The sequence below is a fragment of the uncultured Roseobacter sp. genome (assembly GCF_947499265.1).
Lineage (GTDB): Bacteria > Pseudomonadota > Alphaproteobacteria > Rhodobacterales > Rhodobacteraceae > Roseobacter.
Map to the genome: position 1 here is coordinate 264,873 of NZ_CANMNK010000006.1, position 19,304 is coordinate 284,176.

16 protein-coding genes are annotated in these 19,304 nt (G+C 57.1%); 6 read left to right on the forward strand and 10 right to left on the reverse strand.

Annotated features, from left to right (window positions below; genetic code table 11):
* Positions 1-212 precede the first annotated feature (212 nt).
* The 5 genes from Q1A63_RS17570 to Q1A63_RS17590 form a co-directional block, all read right to left on the reverse strand.
* Positions 213-1,295: a pyridoxal-phosphate dependent enzyme gene (locus Q1A63_RS17570; RefSeq protein ID WP_299632315.1), complete on the reverse strand. Its 1,083-nt coding sequence runs from the start codon at positions 1,293-1,295 to the stop codon at positions 213-215.
* Between the two features lie 203 nt (positions 1,296-1,498).
* Positions 1,499-2,731: an AraC family transcriptional regulator gene (locus tag Q1A63_RS17575; protein WP_299632316.1), complete on the reverse strand. Its 1,233-nt coding sequence runs from the start codon at positions 2,729-2,731 to the stop codon at positions 1,499-1,501.
* 83 nt (positions 2,732-2,814) lie between these two features.
* Positions 2,815-4,689, reverse strand: coding sequence for a serine hydrolase (locus tag Q1A63_RS17580; RefSeq protein WP_299632317.1), 1,875 nt, complete (start codon positions 4,687-4,689; stop codon positions 2,815-2,817).
* A gap of 296 nt (positions 4,690-4,985) precedes the next feature.
* Complete coding sequence (locus tag Q1A63_RS17585) at positions 4,986-5,930, reverse strand: pyridoxamine 5'-phosphate oxidase family protein (protein ID WP_298973108.1); 945 nt, start codon at positions 5,928-5,930, stop codon at positions 4,986-4,988.
* Positions 5,931-6,003: 73 nt separating this feature from the next.
* Entirely contained in the window at positions 6,004-6,624 is a 621-nt protein-coding gene (locus Q1A63_RS17590; RefSeq protein WP_298973110.1) for a glutathione S-transferase family protein, read from the reverse strand.
* Positions 6,625-6,752: 128 nt separating this feature from the next.
* Here Q1A63_RS17590 and Q1A63_RS17595 point away from each other — a divergent pair, with 128 nt between their 5' ends.
* Complete coding sequence (locus Q1A63_RS17595; protein ID WP_298973112.1) at positions 6,753-7,631, forward strand: LysR family transcriptional regulator; 879 nt, start codon at positions 6,753-6,755, stop codon at positions 7,629-7,631.
* A gap of 93 nt (positions 7,632-7,724) precedes the next feature.
* Here the strand turns inward: Q1A63_RS17595 and Q1A63_RS17600 are convergent, their stop codons facing one another.
* Positions 7,725-8,810: a glycosyltransferase family 61 protein gene (locus tag Q1A63_RS17600; protein ID WP_298973114.1), complete on the reverse strand. Its 1,086-nt coding sequence runs from the start codon at positions 8,808-8,810 to the stop codon at positions 7,725-7,727.
* 290 nt (positions 8,811-9,100) lie between these two features.
* Here Q1A63_RS17600 and Q1A63_RS17605 point away from each other — a divergent pair, with 290 nt between their 5' ends.
* Both Q1A63_RS17605 and Q1A63_RS17610 read left to right on the forward strand, forming a co-directional pair.
* Entirely contained in the window at positions 9,101-10,687 is a 1,587-nt protein-coding gene (locus tag Q1A63_RS17605; RefSeq protein WP_299632318.1) for a hypothetical protein, read from the forward strand.
* A 29-nt stretch (positions 10,688-10,716) separates the two neighbouring features.
* Complete coding sequence (locus Q1A63_RS17610) at positions 10,717-11,511, forward strand: FkbM family methyltransferase (protein ID WP_298973117.1); 795 nt, start codon at positions 10,717-10,719, stop codon at positions 11,509-11,511.
* Positions 11,512-11,528: 17 nt separating this feature from the next.
* Here the strand turns inward: Q1A63_RS17610 and Q1A63_RS17615 are convergent, their stop codons facing one another.
* On the reverse strand, positions 11,529-11,744 hold the full coding sequence (locus Q1A63_RS17615; protein ID WP_298973119.1) for a hypothetical protein: 216 nt from the start codon (positions 11,742-11,744) through the stop codon (positions 11,529-11,531).
* A 28-nt stretch (positions 11,745-11,772) separates the two neighbouring features.
* Positions 11,773-13,674 (reverse strand): glycosyltransferase family 2 protein, encoded by a 1,902-nt coding sequence (locus Q1A63_RS17620; RefSeq protein ID WP_299632319.1) that lies wholly within the window; start codon positions 13,672-13,674, stop codon positions 11,773-11,775.
* Positions 13,675-13,901: 227 nt separating this feature from the next.
* Between Q1A63_RS17620 and Q1A63_RS17625 the strand changes: the two genes are divergently transcribed.
* On the forward strand, positions 13,902-14,711 hold the full coding sequence (locus Q1A63_RS17625) for a hypothetical protein (protein ID WP_298973121.1): 810 nt from the start codon (positions 13,902-13,904) through the stop codon (positions 14,709-14,711).
* Positions 14,712-14,713: 2 nt separating this feature from the next.
* Positions 14,714-15,604, forward strand: coding sequence for a hypothetical protein (locus Q1A63_RS17630; protein WP_298973123.1), 891 nt, complete (start codon positions 14,714-14,716; stop codon positions 15,602-15,604).
* Between the two features lie 49 nt (positions 15,605-15,653).
* On the opposite strand, the gene Q1A63_RS17635 is transcribed toward Q1A63_RS17630, so the two are convergent.
* Positions 15,654-16,751 carry a hypothetical protein gene (locus Q1A63_RS17635; protein WP_299632320.1) on the reverse strand — a complete coding sequence of 366 codons (1,098 nt, stop codon included), beginning with the start codon at positions 16,749-16,751 and terminating at the stop codon, positions 15,654-15,656.
* 150 nt (positions 16,752-16,901) lie between these two features.
* Here Q1A63_RS17635 and Q1A63_RS17640 point away from each other — a divergent pair, with 150 nt between their 5' ends.
* Positions 16,902-17,609 carry a class I SAM-dependent methyltransferase gene (locus tag Q1A63_RS17640; protein ID WP_299632322.1) on the forward strand — a complete coding sequence of 236 codons (708 nt, stop codon included), beginning with the start codon at positions 16,902-16,904 and terminating at the stop codon, positions 17,607-17,609.
* A gap of 107 nt (positions 17,610-17,716) precedes the next feature.
* On the opposite strand, the gene Q1A63_RS17645 is transcribed toward Q1A63_RS17640, so the two are convergent.
* Positions 17,717-19,030, reverse strand: coding sequence for a sulfatase-like hydrolase/transferase (locus Q1A63_RS17645; RefSeq protein WP_299632323.1), 1,314 nt, complete (start codon positions 19,028-19,030; stop codon positions 17,717-17,719).
* Between the last annotated feature and the right edge of the window lie 274 nt (positions 19,031-19,304).

Below are 19,304 nucleotides of genomic sequence, written 5' to 3' on the forward strand. Positions count from 1 at the left end.
AGGTCCGAACGGAAACGCATAAGGGTTTCATGCGATGCGGCGGTGCCATTCATTGTAGGTTATGCGCTCAACGGGCGTGGAAATTGCACGCCCGTTGAGGTCAAATCCAGACCATTGTCACTTGGTGATGACAACCTTCGCATATTCACCACGATCTCTTGAGCCGCCCTGTCACCCCGCAGCGCCTCAGGCTCAGCTGCCTTGCACTTCCCTTAGCCCATCTGATAGCCGGGCGTTGATTTGGATATCGCCGTTTCGTCGTCGTCCATGTCTTCCGCAATGCCTTCAAACATGGGTGTCGACAGATAGCGTTCGCCAGTGTCGGGCAGCATACATAAGATCACGGCACCATCCGACGCGGTTTTTGCGATTTCCTGCGAGACCGCAAAGGTCGACCCGCCGGAGATGCCGGTCAGAATACCTTCCTGACTGGCCAGTTTCTGCGCCCATGCAATGCCGTCGGGACCGGCAACCGGCAGCAGCTGATCATAGCAGTCTTTGTCCAGACCTTCCTGCAGCACCGCGGGAATGAAATCCGGTGTCCAGCCTTGTATCGGATGGGGTTCAAACGCGGAGTGGCTGACCGCAGGCGCGCCATTCTCGCCACGCTCTTGCACAATGCCGCTGCCGACAAGCTGCGCATTGGCCGGTTCGGTCAGGATGATCTTGGTCTTGGGACGCTCCTTGCGCAGCACCCGCGCCAGCCCGGTGACCGTGCCGCCGGTACCATAACCGGTCACGATGTAGTCGAGCCGTTTTCCCTCGAAATCGCCTAGGATTTCCTGGGCGGTGGTCGCCTCATGCATGTCCGCATTCGCCGATGTCTCAAACTGGCAGGCCAGAAACCAGCCATTGGCCTCGGCCAGTTCGACGGCCTTGCGGTACATGCCAAACCCCTTTTCCGCGCGTGGTGTTAGCACGACTTTTGCGCCCAGCATGCGCATCAGCTTGCGCCGCTCAACCGAAAAGCTGTCGGCCATTGTCACAACCAAAGGGTAGCCTTTCTGGGCGCAGACCATCGCGAGACCGATACCGGTGTTGCCGGAGGTCGCCTCAACCACGGTTTGTCCAGGCTTGAGGGTGCCGGCCCGTTCGGCCGCTTCGATGATGTTCAGCGCCAGCCGGTCCTTAACAGAAGCCGCAGGATTGAAAAACTCGGCCTTGACGTAAAGCTCAACGCCCGCTGAGGCGAGGTTGTTGATCCGGATCGTGGGCGTGTTGCCGACGGTATCGAGCACCGAAGAGTATAACTTGCCCTGACCTGTTGTACGGCGGATGGAGGAAGGGGTTGTCATAGATCTTTCCTTTCAAGTTTGGTGCGGTGCGTCCGGCGCAAGCGCCACATGTCGGTCCGGTTCACGTATCTGTTCAGCCGCCCATACGACCCATCTGAGGGGGCAGTAAGAATAGATTTTTCCGACAAAGCAACGCAATTGTCCCCCAACGGTCAATAAATACGCCCCTGAATCGCTGAAAACTGCCACCGAGGCGGTGCCGCTTAGGTGTTGCAGATCGGTTTGGCCGTGTTTTCAACTGACGCGCCGTGCCGGAATTGCGAAGGTGTCATGCCAACCTCTTGTTTGAAAGCACGATAGAAAACCGACCGGGAGTTGAAGCCGACATCATAGGTGATCGCGAGTATGGAACTTTCGGTCGAAAGGAGCTGTCTTTTGGCGTCGTCAATCCGGAGCGCATTCACATAGTCGAAAAAGCTATGGCCAATCTTGTCGTTCAAAGCCCGAGAAACGTAATGTCGCTTTGCCCCGATTTTTTCGGACAGATCCCATAACGAAAGATCGGGGTTTTGGTAGAGCTTGTCCCTTACCATGGTTTGTTCGATCTTGGCCGCGATCCGCAAAAGCCGCGCGTGATCCAGTCCGGAGCGGCCGTATTTTCTGAAATCCCGAACGGGTTCGGTGTCCTCTGTAGCGGGCCCGCGTGGCGGCGACATGCCCGGTTTTTGACGTATGCCCCAGACCGCGATGATCCACAAAAGCGCAATCTGGGCGAAAGCGCCGATATAAAACGAGCCCGCCGCCGTGGTGGTCCAGTCAAATTCGCCGGAGGCTTCGGCCAGAATGCTGGCAAGGTTGAAGGCCCAGAAAAATGCAACCGCCGCGGTCAGACACCAGATCCACCGCAATTCGCGACCCTCAGTGCTGGCGTAGAGGTCTTTCAGTCGGGTTTTGTAAGCTAGCAGAAGCCGGACCGTCAGCACCGCGTAAATTGGAACAAGCGCGTAGAAAACCAGTGTCACGCACCAGAGGAGTGCAACAGTTGTTCCCTGCAATGCGAGCGCGTAGGCGCCGAGAGATGGTACGCCAAGGGCTGCCTGTTGTGTCAGCACGAAGAAGTAAACGAAAACTGCAAAGATGATGGGGGGCAGGTGCCACCCGCGTTTGACCGGATCATGGGGCCTTGTGGGGTCTTCGGTAAGGCGCCGCACGTAGAGCCAGAGCAGGAAGGGTTGAACGGTGCTCAGCGGAACTTCAGCCAGATCGAAAGTAATGTGGAGCAAAGACGCCGGGGTGCTGAGCGTGAGGTGCTCCACCGGCAGCGCGAGCAGACGCAAGGCATTGGACAGAAAGAACAATCCAAGCGGTAACCGGGCGCGCCGGTGGGGGCCGGGCAGCAGTAGCAGATGCGCGCAAAAGGCCGACATCATCAGCAAACCGACCGCCAGCGCCAGGCGCCAGTGTTCGATATCGGATGTGCCAGACGTATAATCCATGTCAAACCCTTTGCGATCAAACCCCGAGTTTTGGAGGTTCAAAACCCCAAAACCCTATTGTCACCGGCGCCTCAAGGCCTCCATCAGAAGATGAAGGCGTCTTCTATCAGCTCAATCTGCGACACACCGAACAGATCAATTTCATTCTCGCCATATGAGATCTGGACATGCCCGTGCGAGCGGCTTTCGATCTGGAGATCCTCAAAGCTGAGACCTGTTGCCGAAAAATCCAGAAGGTCCTGAGTTGCATTGAAACGATAGATCCGGTCTTGGCCGGAGTCGTTCTGGAATACAAAAACATCCGCGCCCTGACCACCCCACATGCGGTCGTTTCCACGCCCACCATCCAGCGTGTCATCGCCGCGTCCTCCGTGCAGAAGGTCCTGATCGGCACCGCCGGTCAAAACATCATCATCATCTCCACCGGAAAGATAATCGCGCCCCGCGCCGCCGTGTAGGGTGTCCTCCCCATATCCGCCGCGCAGCACATCATTGTCCGTGCCGCCGTTCAGCGTGTCATCGCCCGATCTGCCAAAGAGGTGATCGCGGCCAGCCCCGCCATCGATCTTATCGTCGCCGAAGCCACCGCGCAGGTGATCATTGCCGTCAAGTCCGAGGAGCTGGTTGTCCGCATCTGCGGCGTCCCCGGCATGGCGCAGCACATCAAAATGATCTCTGCCACCTGCGCCGATCCAAAGCGTCGAGCCGTCCTGAAAGCTGAACATGTTGGTGTCCAGATCCGCAAGCACACCTTCGAAGGTCAGGCTTGCGCCATCCAGAGTGAGGACCGTCTCCGCCTGACCGGTGACATCCAGCCCTTCGCTCAAGACCACGTCCGCGGCTGCCCCTGTAATCTCGAAACTGCTGTCATCGGGATCAAAGCTGGCCCAATGCGTGTCGTTGAAGATCGCGGCGAAGGCGGAGACAAAGAGATCAACCGGTTCCGCGCCGGAATGCGATGCCGCCACCGACACGATCGTGCCGCTGTCGACATGCACGAATGTCGCCGTGTTGGTGCCCAAGGTGCCGCCCTGAAAACCGATCAGCTGTTGCCCAAAGACGATACCGGATGACAGGCCGAGGCTTTCCCCGTTCGGACCTGGCGTGCCATCGGGCGCGCGAAAATCCAGCATCTCTGCCAATTGCTCGGGGGGCAACAGGGTCTTGGACAGCAGCAGCGCATCCATGAAGCGGATCATGTCGCTGGTGGTCGAGACCACACCGCCCGCTGCGCCGTAGGCCAGCGGGGCGTCGGTGACCTCGATGGTCTGCCCCTGTCCCAGATCCGCGTAAGAATGCAGCATGCTGTCAGATCCGCTATGCGGCCCGAAACTGCTGTGATTCATGCCGGAGGGGTCGAAGATTTGGTCGTGCAGCAGCGTGCCGAAATCCTGCTCGGTGACCTGTCCCACAAGTTTCTGAAGCAGCAAAAAATTCGTGTTGGAGTATTCGTAGCTTTCACCTGGGGCAAAGGAGGCCGGTTGATCCGCGGCAATTGCCAGCAAGGCGTCGGGTCCCATCGGTTCCGTCGGATTGGCCGCAAGCTGTTCGATGAAAGCCGGTAGTCCGCCCTCTCCGGGAACGGTATCAAAATCCGGAATGCCGGAGCGATTGGCCAGCAGTTCGCGCACCGTCACGGTTTCGATATTGGCGATGCCCTCCAGATCGGAGATATCCATCTGAGCGCTCAGAGGTGCATCAAAGTCAATTTTACCCTCCGCAACAAGGTTCAGAACGACAACGCTTGTCATCATCTTGGTTTGCGAGCCCACCTGGAACTGATTGTCGATGGTGGCGGGTTCGCCTGTCGCGGCATCGGCGGTACCGCGCGCCTGCGCGACAGACAGCCCATCGCGGGAGATCTCCATCAGAACCGCCGGAGCAGGGCCGTCATCATAGAAGGTGTCAATCACTGCACGCGGGGCGTTCTGCAGGGCGGAAGGGTCGAAGATAGACATGTCGTGGTCCTTGGGGTTTGGGTGTTGAAACGGTTCCTTTTCGGTGGGGGGTGTTTGCCCTGACCACGCGCCGCTGGCGTCCGGATCGGTCGGTAAGGACAAATCCGGGGGTTTTACTGCATACGGGACGGAAGCTGCGGGTGAAGTTTTGGATCAAACGCTGCAGGATTTCAGCCGAATACTCAGCTTTAGAACTGCTCTCGGCTGCAATCGAATTTCTGGTGTGGAGGGATTGATGCGGGCAGGGGAAACCAGTGTCTCAGCCATAGCTTTGAGACAAAGCAGTCAGCGTCGGCCTAGATGTCGCGCGTTGAACGGCTGCGAAAAGGCAATGCATCCGGAATGCGCAGGCCGTGGTCCAGCTTAAATCGCCAGGCGCGCTCAGCGTTCTGAAGCGTCCGCACCCTTGGGTCATCTTCCCAAAGCAGGTCCACAGTGCCGGTCAGCATCAAGACATCCCCGGTTTCAAAATCCGGAAAAATGAGCCCGGCTCTGGGGTTCAGGAGGAAATTTCCCAATGTGTTGAAAAAGAAATTACCAGCGTAATCAGGGATCGTCAGCGTATCGCCGTCAACCCTGATAAATCCCGCCTCGCCGCCGCGATGAGAAACATCAACGCCGCCCGCAATCAGGTCTTCTGCAGGCTGCGCGCTGCTGGCGACAAAGAACACATCGACGTTTTCAATGGCTGATTGCGCGGCATGATCGAGATGTTCGAAAGATTGGGTCGCTGGGTGCCCGCCTTTTGCGCCCGGGTCGCGGACATATTCGATCTCGCGGGTTTGGATGTATTTCGGGCAATTGCCAAATGACTGATCAACGCCCAGAGAAAACCCACCGATACCTGTGCGTGTGACGCGCGCATTCATGCGATTGCGCCGTCGTGTCGACATTTCAATGCCCAAAAGGCCAATGGGCGTGCCGATGCTCAGCGCGTTGCCCAGCGGGTCATCCGCCAGTGGCATCTCATTGATGTCCAATCGTTTGGGATCGGGCGAAGAGAGAAAACCGGTTTGCCCCGCAATGATCGAGGCCCAAGGCCAGCCATCCGCGTCGACGCTACCCAGAACGACAAACGGCAGTTGACCAAAGAATTCCCGATGCTGGTCCGGCATGAAAGGTCGAATGACGCGACGACCGATTTCTCGCATGCGGTCGCGCTTGCCGGCGCGGGTTTGCAGGGCCTGCTCTCCCACGTGAAACGGGTCTTTGGCAGGCGTATCTTGGGGCAGTTCGTTCATGATGAATCTCGGGTTTTCGCGGGATGATCCGACCGCATCACCCGATGCGGTCGGGAAAATCGGTTGGGCAACCTCAGGCGGAAAGCCCGGCCTTGGTGACAGGCATTGGGACAAAACCGTCCAGGGCTTCGATGTTGGCAAGAAGCCGGCGCACATTCGGATAAGGCTCCAGCGAGACATCTCCCTCCGGGGCGTGTGCCGTGTAGCTGTAAATCGCGACATCTGCGATGGTGGGCTTGTCCCCGACAAGGAAATCCCGCCCGTCAAGATGCGCATCCAGTCTGCCCAGAACCCTGGCGGCGGTTGCCTGACAGAACTCCATATCAAATGGCGCATTGAACACATTGATCAAACGCGCCGCCGCAGGACCAAAGGCAAGCTCTCCCGCGGCAAGTGTCAGGAATTTTTGCACCTCCGCTTCGCCAACCGGATCGTTTGGAATGTATGCAGGGGCGTATTTGCGGGCGAGATAGACCAGAATGGCATTTGAATCGCTGATCACCGTTTCGCCGTCTTCGATGACCGGCACCTGACCATTGGGGTTGAGGGCCAGAAACTCGGGGGTTTTGTGTGCGCCGTTTGGCAGGTCAACCGTGATGACCTCGTGATCGATCCCCGCAAGGCTGGCGAAAAGGACGACGCGGTGAGCGTGGCCGGAAATGGGAAAGCTGTGAATGCGAATGGGGTCTGACATGTCGTGGGTCCTTTTCGGGCGTTGCAGAATGTGACGGTTGCGGAGGATGTAGCGCATCCACTGGCCAGCGATAATATTCTCGTTTATTCAATCACTATGAACACGGCGGCGATTATGGGAGGTGTACTATGGACACGATCGAAGGGATGCGAACCTTTGTCGCGGTTGCGGGCGAAAGCTCGTTCACCAACGGCGCCCGCCGTCAGGGCATCAGCACGAAGCTTGCCAGCAAGTATATTCGCCAGTTGGAAGAGCGTCTGGATGCACAGCTCTTCCATCGGACCACACGCAGCGTGACCCTGACCGAAACCGGGCAGGCCTACTATGACCGTTGCCTGCCGATGCTGGACCAGTTTGATGAGCTGGAAGGGTTGGTGCAGGCGCGGCAGTCGGAATTGGCGGGACCCATCCGCATCACCGCGCCGACGGGGTATGGCGGCAATCACCTGGTCAGAGCGCTGCACCCGTTTCAGGCGGCGCATCCCAAGGTACAGATCGAATTACATCTCTCGGACCATCAGGTGTCGATCATCGAAGAGGGCTACGATCTGGCGGTGCGGTTTGGTGACCTGAAGGATTCCAGCCTTGTCGCCCGCAAACTGACCGACATGCGTATTGTCTGCTGTGCGTCACCTGAATACCTGGCGCGTCACGGCACGCCAACCGATCCGGCGGCGCTGACAAGCCATAATTGTCTGCTGCCAACAACCTCTGCCACACCCGATCAATGGGAATTCCGGGTGCAGGGGGAGGTGCGTAAATATGCGGTTTCCGGCAGCTTTCGCGCGAATTCACCGCTTGCGGTTGCACAGATGACGGCGAACGGCCTGGGGATCGGGCGCATGCCCTTCTACACCGCCGAACCCTTTCTGGAAGCGGATCGCCTGCGCGTATTGTTCCAGGATCAGGAATGCAAGGTAATCGGGCTCTATGTCGTTTATCCCCCAAGTCGCCATCTAACGGCCCGCATCCGCGGCTTGATCGATCACCTTTGCGGGGAGAGATAGTCGGAGGGTTTGATGCACTCCAGTTCTGCGACAAACGTGCTTTCCCGGAAAGTTTCACTTGGGCGACCTGCAACGCGCACCCTGGACCTGTGATCAAGGCGTCGTTGCCACCGGCACGCGGCGCATCTCTCCCCGGTTCATGCTCTGGAGGATGTTCTGAATGTCGGGTTCCTGCAGCGGATCGATAGCCGGCACATCTGCAATAAACTCATTCTCGATCAGCAGGGCGCGCAGCTTTCCAAAATCAAGCTCGCCGATTGATCGGAAATCAACGCGTTTCGCGCTTTCGTCGACCCAACTGGCGCGCAGAGCATCAAAGACGTGCACCTTGGCATCGGCAAAGAGCTCAAGCTGTTTCGCCAACCCTTCCAGCAAAGCCGAATGACGGCGCAGGATCATCCCGACACGCGCGCCCGGCTGCAAAGCATAGGCGGTCAAATGCAACGCCGATCCGTCCAGGCAAACCAACTCACGGGCGGCGCGATAGTGGGCGAGTTGGTCCGGGATGCTATGATCCTGCGGGTGAAAGATGGCATAGCCGTTGGCGCGCATGATCTCTTCGATCACTGGTTCCCCGAAAATGCCGCCGCGATTGTCCGCAAGCGCGCTGCGGGACACGTAAAGCCGTTCTGGTCCCTCCGGGTTGACCGCCTGTGCGACCTTCGCGCGCGTGTACTGGCGATACCGGGGTGACCCGGTGATCCGGCTATGGTGGCCGAAACCGGGGTCCGCAACGATCAGATTTTCGACCCGGGTCGGATCGCGCAGGATGCGAAGGGGTTTGCCGCCGCTCAAGATGTTCAGAAACGGGGCGTAGCGCTTGCGGGCCTGTCGGACACCGCCGCTGCGAAATTGGGTAAAGATGATCCCGTCAACGCGGTCCGCCAGTTCATCCAACGCCCAGAAACGTGTCGTGGATTCCAGCAGGAAGTGGCCAAAATGCGCGCGCAACCACCCGCCATAGAGATAGCACCCTTGCAGAACCGGCGCGGTGCCGGGGTCCAGCGGTTGCGGCTCCAGAGCGGCCCGCCGGGGGCCCATCACACCGCGAGAGAAGTCACAAAATGCGCCATCGCTGTCCAGCACGCCGCAGGTGTTGTCTTGCGTGTGGGGGAACACAATCGCGTTTTGCAAGGTAACAAAACTGTCGGAAAGTCCGCCAAAACGATTGTTACTCATTGCGTTTGCTCGATCGCTTGTTTTGGGCCTGCCGTATCCAAAAACGCCACAGGTTCCACAATGGTTCTAGGGACCGTTTTGACGAAAGTAAATCGTTGACATGGTTGGGCTGGGCGACCAGTTTACGGCACCAACAAACCTTGGTGACGCGTCGGATGACAAAGGTTGGGCTGCCTTCTTCTATGATGGAAACGGAATATCCAAACAGCCTTTCAGAGGCCGCCAGCCTGGACCGTTTCATTTTCAAAGGGAAACATTGCGATATCACGGCGGTCCTCCGTTCGGATACCTTGTTGGTCACCTTTGACAATCTTGCCTCGATAGATGAACGTCCCACGGATGGGCCCTGGAAGCCCTGGCTAGCCGATCGTGCCCAAGCGCTTGATTTCAGCATTCTGGGGATGCAGAGCCATCAGAAAGACTGGTACCGGACGCCGGAGCCCGCAGAGCAGATCAAAACACTGCAAAAACACGGCTTTTTTGACCAATTCCGCAATATCCTTTTTGTTGGTGCTTCCATGGGCGGGTTTGCGGCGCTGTGTTTTGCCGGTCTTGTGCCCGGCGCCCGGGTTTTGGCCTTCAGCCCGCAATCCACGCTGAACAGAAAAATTGCGCCGTTTGAGCGGCGCTACCCCTGGCCCCACCGAAAGTTTGATTGGGAAACGCCAGCCTACCTGGATGCGGCAGACCATGTGGGTGCCATAGATGGGGGGCATATTTTCTACGACCCGCGCGTGCGTGAAGACGCACTGCATGCCCAGCGATTACAGGCGCCCGCGCTGCAACAGGTGCGCATCCCTTTTGCCGATCACACGCTGATCCGCACGATTGCGAAATGCGGCGCCTTGGAACAGCTGATCAAACAGTTGGCTGAAACCGGAACTCTGGACACGGCATTCTGGAGAGAGATGCGCGCGCGTCGTGCGGACCCGCTTTGGGCGAAGCTTTTCCTGCGCGCAGCGGCGGCCCGTGGGGATGGACCCCTGGCGCGCCGTGCTTGCGATATGATGTCGGACACCTATGGGTATCCCTTTGCCCGTCGCATCCGCAAACGCATGATCGCAGCAGCCCGAGCGGAAGCTGCCGAAAGGCAAGACCGTGGCAATCCTGCGCCCCCATGGATCGACGGTTTAAGCGAAACAGAGATCAGGCAGCGAATTCCCGTTTTTGTGAATTCTTACAATCAGTTGACCTATCTGCGGGATACGGTGAATTGGTTCGCAAAGCATGGGTTTGAAAATCTCTGCGTCCTCGACAATCAATCCACGTTCCCCGATCTGCAGAAATACTTCGACAGTGAGGATTTTAAGTCCAAGGCGCGGCTGGTCGCCTTGGATGACAATCTTGGCCCGCGTCGGTCTCTTGCCGTCGCCGCCGAAGACCCGACAACTGATGGTGGGTTCATCTTTACAGATCCCGACCTCGCGTTACCGGACCCGCCTGCGCCGGATATGGTGACACGGATGTTTGAGATGGGCCTGCGCCATGACTATGTCAAAGTGGGTCTGGCGCTGAGCATTGATCCGGCGATCATCGACATTGACCGGGTCACCTACAACACCCGCACGGTGCAGCAGGTGGAAAACAAGTATTGGAAGAACGCGGTTGAGGCCGGGGTTTTTAAGGCGACCACCGATACGACGTTTTTCCTATATGTGCCCCGCGCCAGCGATAACCGCCGGTTCAACGATTATGGCACCAGACAGGCCAGAATTCCGTCCATCCGCATCGGGCAGGAAGGGTTCATCGCCATTCACCGACCCTGGTTGCACAAAGACCAGATCGACCCGGCAGAGGAGCGGTTTTACTTTGACAACACAGACGGGCATTCGACATTCGTTGTTGCGCAAAAGGCGGCTCGGGCCGGTTCAAAGTAAAGCGACAACGTAGCACCACAGGGATCACAATGGATATCGACAGCCTGGTCACAATCGACCCCCAGCGACCCCGCAAGCTGCGTGGGCCGCTGAAGACGTTTTTGCTCCAGAGCTTTGCGCAGACCTGCCGCAAACCGATCCGGCTGGTGCAGGTCGGCGCGAATGACGGCAAGATGGCCGACCCCGTCTACCCATTTATCGCGAAAGGCGGTTGGACCGGGCTTCTGATCGAGCCGCACCCGATTTACTTTGCGGAGCTACAGGCGTTGCATGCTGGCAATCCCGATCTTGTTCTGCGCAACCTGGCCATTTCCGATGCGCCGGGCTCCCTGGAGCTGTTCCATCTCAACGAGGCGGCGCGGGACCGGTACCCGCATGGGCTGCGCGGGTGCGCCTCGCTGGAGCGCGGGCGCATGGAGGAGGCCCTGCAGCGGGGCAAGAAGCGCAAGAATGTGACCGTGCGCGAGGATGACATTGCCAGCACGCAGGTTGAGGTCAGCACGCTGCAAACGGTGCTGAAAGAAGAGGGCCTGCGTCAGGTCGATATCTTCGTGATTGATGTCGAAGGGCACGAAACCCGCGTGCTGAACAGTTTTAATCTGAAAGCGCTCAAGCCAAAGCTGATGATCATCGAATGCAACGGGTCGGATGTCGGGGATGAGAATGCGATTGTCGGCGCGATGAAAGAGGCAGGTCTGCGCGTTTCGCGTTTTGGTGATGATCTGATTGGCATCCGTCCGGGTGCGATCAAAATCCCGATGGAAGCGATGCTGCACTTTCTGGCGATTGCGCCCCTGCCGCTGGATGACGCCTCGACCGATTGAGGTGCTTTAGATCCGGTTCAGATCGTCTTGGTGATCGGATAGGCATCGGTCACAGCTCCGTGCAGGGTGGAAAATCGCGGGCGCAGGTCCGTGACTTTATTCGTATATGTTTCCGCGAGGGTCAAACGCACCTTGTCGAGTAATCCCGCTGCAGCATCGCGTTCCAGAATGCTCAATTCCGCGCCACCGATGTCCAGTTTCAGAAATGCGATTTCGCGACGCCTCTGCGTCAAATCGTCGGTCCGAGAGTCTCGTTTGACTTCAAGTTTGCTTATCCTGTCGAAACATGGTGAGGGCGGCGTCGAGCGGGCGTTCTTCGAGGGGCGCAAACCCCAGAGCCATGAGCCTTTCTGCGCAGGTTGTCTGATCACACAGCCCCCCCAAAGCCCGCGCGCCGATGATAATCCGTTGCGGAAGGGCGTTCTTTTGGCTGTGCAGTGCCGTGTCGATCATCTCGGCGGTCAATCTGGGGTCGTTGATATAGAGGATCGTGCAATCGGTCTGTGTGATCAGGGTCGTCAAACCAGATGAAACATGTTGCCCATCGTTGGGATGAAAGAGCGGCGTCTTCAGAAGCTTCCGTTTTGCCGATTGCGCGATATCATTGTCATTCCAGATCCGTGCCGCCGTCACGACAAGGGGATAGCGCTCTTCTTGCGCGACAATCGTCATATCGGGGAAGAGGCACGACAGACGGGCGGCCAGGAACCCGATGCCCGCGCCAACCTCCAGATAGCGATCTTTGGGCTTGATCAGGCCCGGCAAACGCCGCGCATGGTTACGCTCGAATTTGCCATCCATGATGGCTTGCAAAGCCACCGCGCCAAATACACGCGGGTCAGCGGGCAATTTGATCTGGTTGTTGACAAAGGTGGCCACCGGCGCGCCATCCGAGAGATCGATGTTGCCGGTGACATAAGGGTTCGCCGAGGCTGAAATGGAGGGTTCCGACCGGTACTCCCGTTTCTTCTTCGGGGCTTGGGCGAGCTTTTGCTCAATCGATGACATCTGTGCGGCGATCTTCTGGGTGTCGCGCTGTTGCGGCGGTTTGGCAATCACCTGCGTAATCGGCACGTTGGACGCCTCCCTGAGGCTGCTTACCAGCTGATCATAGGCGGCTGTCTTCTTGAAGGCTTCAAGACGGTTTTCGATGTCCGTGACCGCCTTGTGATGCAGCTTTGCCAATACCTCGTCCGTCAGGAGCAGATCCATGATTTCACGCCGACGGGCGCTGTGACCCATGGCGGCGTCATCCACGGTTTCATTCCGATCCTGCAGCGACCAATAGTCGGCGTTATATTTATCCTTTTTGTTGTTCACATTGCCACGCAGTTTACGGATGGCATAGCTGTCCATCGACTTGATCGCGTAGTGGTTCATTTGCGCCCAGTCATATCCCACGGTGCGGACAATGGAGCGCCAGCCCCGGAACTTGAAGTAATCCTCCATCCAGCGCCCGGACCCGTTCAACCAGCGCACAGAATGCGGAAACTCACTTTCCAGATGTTTGTTCTTTATCTTGGGGCGATGGATGCCCAGCCGCCAGTATTCCGGGTCGAACTTGAAAAGCGTTTTGACACCCCAGCCCTTGTTCCAAAGCGGGGGCGCAGCGTTCAGGTACTGCTCCGTCACCGGCGCGCGGGACCAGTGCTGCACCCCGCTCGATCCAAATATGCGCCAGGTAATGACAATCCCGTTCGCGCCCACCTCCTGCGCGGCACCGATCATGTCATCCAGCGTTCGATTGCCGTATTTGATGCATAGGAATTCGTCCGCATCGAACACCAGAACCCAATCGCTGTTGCGCACGATGGGCTCTTCCTGTGCGTACTTCAGTGCTGAGGGTTGCGGTTTGACCCCGTCAGGAATGTCATTGCGGCGATGATGTGCGAGCCCGAGTTCCTCAAGACGGATCAGCATGTCGTCGGTGCCATCCGAACAATCGTTGGTGTAAACGACAAGATCGGTAAATCCGAGGCTAAGGTGATGCGCGACCCACTCCAATAGATAAGGTCCCTCATCCTTCATCATGGAAACAGCTGTCAGCCGACCATGAGGGCTGACATGACGCTTGAGGGGGAAATCGACAGTGCCAAAGATATCAGAGACATCTCTTCCCTGGCCGCTGTGGTCTTTCTGCTTCGGTTTGCTCATACCAGCCATCAGAATTTGCTGACCGTTTTTTGGTATTTGCTGCAACAACGGCCGTTTTTCGTTGATTTTACAATGTCAGACACCCGTGCCCATGAACAGTGGCAAATCCGTCAATGCGCCGGGTTGTGGACGCCTGGCCCCGGAAAGCGCTGGACATGCCGGACCCAACTGCGCCATCTTTGCACGCAACCAAATAACAACTGTCGGGCAGCGACAAACCTAGGTGGGAAAATTTGATGGCAGCGCTCAATCGTCGACCGGTCGCGTCTTTGTGGATTGGTGATAAGCTTCATTATATCAACCAACTCTGCCTTAAATCACACATTCTTGCAGGCCATCCGACGACGCTCTACTGCACCGATGAGGTGACGAATGCGCCCGAGGGGGTCGAAATCCGCCCGGCCTCTGAGATCATGGATATCGACATGGGTATTGTCGAGCAGACGAGCGCGTCTTTTCTGTCCAATGTCTTTCGCTACCAGATGATCCGCAAGACGGATGCGATCTGGATCGATTGCGACGCGTTTTGCCATAAGCCGTTCCCCGATGAGATGACGCATATCTATGCCGGGCATGGATTTCTGGGCGCGTTGAACTGCGGCGTGGTGTACATCCCGCCACAGGGCGAGCTGATTGATCTGCTGATGGACTACTATGAAAATCTGCCCGACGCACCGCCATGGTTCAATAAGAACCAGCGCCGGAAGCTGGACCGCATGACAGATGCATCGCACGCCGTGCGCATCTACAAGGCCGAACGGACGGCTTTTGGGCCGCAGGCCTTTACCTATTTCGCCAAGCAGACCGGCGATTATGAAAAAGCGCTCGACAACAGTTACCTCTATCCCGTGCCGTTCCAGTTGAACGATGTGTTCTTTGATCCTTACGGGCGGGTCGAGGGCCACTTTACGGAGAATACGCTTTCGGTTCACCTCTACACGAACGGCACAAAACCCTGGTGGCGCAAGAACCCGCCGCTTGAAGGATCCTATGTCTGGCGCATGTGCGAAAAGATCGGGATCGAGCCTGAAAAAGCGTTGAAGTAGAAATGGATACGAAGGTGGCTGCCGCGGACGGCAAGGATGCGTCGCTGACAATATTCTACATCGTTGAGCCACCTGAATACGAGATCATGGCCAGCTACCTCTTGGCCTCGATCCGCACGCGATTTCCTGCAAACGTCAAGGCCATCGGGTATTGCCCCAAGCACCGGTACCACGAGCTGCATCCGGCCGTGCATGTGGCGCATGAAAAAATGGGCGCGGAGATCAGAACCTTCGATACGGATGGACGGTTTGAGCCTGCCTATCCGCATGGCAACAAAATTCTGGCCTGCCTGGAACCCCGTGAGACCGAATGGTCGATGTTTGCGGATTCGGATGTGCTTTTCATTCGTGACAATACGCCGGGGAATATTCTGCGCGCGGGGCATGTGTCTTGCTCGATGGCAGCGTCGATGCTCTGGGCGGAACAATCGATCTGGGAGGACATCTACGGCGCGCTGGAGATGGACATCCCCCCTGAACGGTATCGATTGATGCGGCGCAGCAAAGGTCCGGTCATTCCCTATTTCAGCTCCGGGCTGGTGGCTTTCCCCGAGACCGACACCACCGGCAAAGGTCGGTTTCCGGATGTCTGGTACGAGACGGCGCAGATCGTCGATCAGGTCGAAACCCTGGATCGCCGCCGCCCCTATCTGGATCAGATGACCTTGCCCGCAGCAATTCGCAGGGCCGGTCTGGACTGGAATATTCTGCCCGAAGAGCAGCATTTCATCCTTGGCGGCAAGCTGAGGAACCAGCCCTTTCCCGAGGATCGGGAAATTTTCACCATCCATTACCGTAACATGGACAACCTGCGCAGATCCGGAAAACTTGGCGAAGCGCGGGACAATCACAACAGGCTGACGGGGACGAAGTTTGTCCGACGGCTTGTCTAGATCAATTGCCGGGACGAGCCTCCATTGCCTTAGAACAAAGCGTGACGCCCTAATCTTGGTTCCGTTTCAGATCGAAGGCGATTTGCAGCATAGCCTTCAGCAACGCAGGTTTGGTATCTGATCTGGCGGTCGCTTGCAGATCCGGGCTCGTCTGGCGCGGCGCGGGGAATAGTGTTTCCCGGTCGGGAAAAAACCGCTGCCGGAGCGCCGCGTCATCTGTCGCAAACCGGGCGCAAAACACCTGACGCTCTTCAGAGGTGAACAGGTCGCCTTGGCCGCTGAAACCGTTCAGGTCCAAAGCCTTTGCCGTTCGGAAAATCTTTCGCAGCTCCGCCGCTTCAAAATGCGGCGCCAACGCCAGCAGAATGTCGATGACATCCCTGCTGGGCGATACGTTATGCTCAACCTGTGCACTATCGAGATCCGTCGCGCTGAGCCCCAGAATAGCAGCGAAATCAGCGACAATATCCTGATTCACAAAACCGGCCCGATCATAGATGCGTGGTGTTATCTGCGCTTGCGGGTAGGTTTCAGACCACCCGTTCAGAAGCTTTTGGTAATTTGTGATGCGCTGGCATACACGACTTTCAAGAAACGCGTCGAACGGGATCGTAATGCGGCCATTTTTCAAACGCTGTTTGTAAAAGGCCTCGGCATATTGATCCTGCCGTCGTAAATAGACCACAATTTTCATTGGAACAGCGTCAAGCGGTGGCAGGGACCGGCGGAATTTCGACGGTGGGATGAGAGAAAAAATTTCGCTTGAGAGCAGTATTTTCTCGCCACCCTCCGCCGCCCTGGCAAACTCGGCGGCAAAAGCATCCTGAAACTTGTGATCCGCGCCGTGCCGGGTAATCGCGTTTGCCAGATCATTATGCGCCGCGCGGTGTCTGCCCGTTTTGATGAATGCGATGTTTTCTTGGGCCAACACCTCCTCATTGACGCTCATCGCGTGCTGGATCGCCGTGGTTCCGGTTTTGGGCGTGCCAATGTGCAGGATGACTTCCGTCATGTTCTGCGGACGATCAGTTTTAGGGGTCTCATGCTCTTCCTCTGCAAACGCCCGTCGCGCGTTGACGATCAAGATCAAAGTGCCAGCGGTCATCCCCTCCCGCAAGGGCGTGGTGCGATTTGGCATCAAAGCCACAACCCCCGGACATTTCTTTGGGGTGTTGGGCAATTGCAGCTAAGTTCAGTTTTCTTGGCTATAAACGAGCCAGACCGACCGGTCCCAAAGCTGCCCACACGCGGAGGCGCGACGGTGGCAGGGCAAGAGACGCATGAGAGTATAAAAGATATGGGCATCAGCCTCATTCCCGGCAAATTTTTAGCGCGTAACGCCAAACATGTAACGGACGCAAAGCGCGGTCTGGTTCTGGGTCGCCAGAAACTGCACCTCAAAGGCCATCGGCTTGTCAAACTTGCGCGTCAGCTGAAGCAATATGGCATTGAGGTTGCACCGGAAGACCTGGTCCAAGAGGACGGATTTACGGAGAAATTTCTCAGCGCCATTGGATATCCGAAGCTTGAGGCGATGGATTTCACCGCGTCGGAAGGTGCCGAGCACATCCACGATCTGAACAAGAAGGTGCCCAAGAAGCTCGAAGGCAAATTTGACCTGATCATCGACGGCGGCACGACTGAGCATATTTTTCACATCGGTACGGCGCTGGAAAACTGCCATGCGATGTTGAAACCGGGTGGTGTGATGATGAGTTTTGTGGCTGCTGACGGCTGGTTTGGACATGGGTTTTTTCAGACCGGCCCGGATGTGACATGGCGATACTGGCATCATTGCCTTGGGTATCAGGTGCTTGAGGCCGGCGCGCAGGAGCGGCGCGGCAAACAGGAATACTTCGATATCCCGGACCCGTCAGGCCAACGGCGGGGCGGTGTGAGGGCGTTCAATGGCCCGACCATGCTGCTTTATGCGGTGCGCAAGCCGTTGGAGCCGAAGCCTAAAACCTTCCCCGTTCAGGGACATTATGTCGACTACGAGCGGTAGGTCTGATTGATCGACCTTGGGCGTGCCGTATGCCAAGGCCGCAACGCGCGAGAACTGGCCCGCATGTATGGCGTCTGGTCCGCCCAGGCACTTCAAGGAGATCCAGCCTAGGGCTGGTCAGGAATGTCGAGCCCATAGGATTTGCTGCAAGCGGCCAGCGCGGCGTAGGTCTCGGCATAGTCGGGATGCTGGGACCCAAGATTTCGCAACTGCCAGTAGTCGTCTTTCAGATTGTAGAATTCGGTGGTGCCATCCTGATATCTGATCAGGCGATAGTCGCCTTTACGGATCGACACATCATCATGGTGGAAAGTGGGGACAACCCGATCAGGGGCAGCTTCGCCCCCGACTTGAGGGCGCAGGGACCGACCGACGCAATCGGCGAGGCCCGGCATTTCCGCATAATCCAGAACCGTTGGGCCGACATCGATCAGCGCCACGGGGTCGTGAACCTCTCGTGGTGTCTTCTGCGCCGGATCGTGAATAATGAAAGGCACCGCAGCAACCTGTTCCCACAATGTGGATTTCTTGTAGCGGTTCCGGTTCCCGAGGTGAAAACCGTGATCCGACAGGATAATGACAATAGTGTTTTCCGCATGTCTTGACGCCTTCAACGCCTCCATCACCCGCCCGAAATGGAAATCGCCGTGGCTGAACGCGGAAAAATAATTGCGCACACTCATTTTCCACCAGCGGTCATCGCGAATGGCGATATTCGCTGAATAGTGTTCTGCCGCGTAGGGGTTTTCATCAAACCCGTCAGACCATGACGCGGGTTTCGTAAAGTTCTTGACGTCATACGTCTCCTTGAAGCGGGCAGGGGTGTAATGGGGGCCGTGCGGGCTGTAAAAACCGATTTCCCGATAGAACGGCTCACCCCTGTCATAGTCTTCCAGGAACTTGATCGCGGAATCTGCGGATTGGTGGTCGTAGAACATGTTGTCATCTTCTTTGGCCGTCGTTCCAAAACCACGCCTGTGTCCGCCAAATTTTTTCTTCTCCACATCGGCTGGCAGGTTCATGTCGCTTCTGAACCGTTTTTGTTCATCCGAGTAGATCACCCGGTGAAAGCGTCTGCGAAGCGGTCGGTAGAGGTGATGCACCTTGCCGCCGGAGGAGCAGAAATAGCCATTCTCCTTCAGCCGGTAGGACCAGATTTCCTTGGGCGAAACGCGATCAAAGATATTCTGTTCGTTTTCGAAGATACCCAGTTCATGGGGCGTTTTTGCCGACATGAAACTGGACCGTGAAGGCCCGCAGATGGGTGACTGACAATATGCTGCGTGGAACACTGTGGATTGTTGGCAGAACCGGTCCAGATTCGGGACCTGAAGGGGCTCCTTGAAGACGTCCTTGTATTTGTAAAAGGCAATCGCGTCGTCGAAGCTGACCACGATGATGTTTTTGCGCGATTTGTTCATTTCAGGTTGGTCCTGTGAGAAAATTCGTGGGTTTTACTAGGAATTGTGGGTGGTTGTCTGTCGGCCCCGAATGAACGTGCCATGTCGAGTGTTACTACAGGATTGGAGAGGGTGCCATCGGGATGAGCCGCTTGGGTGAGCGGCGCTCAGAACCAGGGCTGGGAAGTCTTGTCGCGGTACTTTCGTGTGGCGAATGAGGGTCCTTAAGCTTTGACCCCGAGGGCGACAATCAAAGTGGTCGCGGTGCAGATACTGGCTGGCTCAGGTTTGCAGA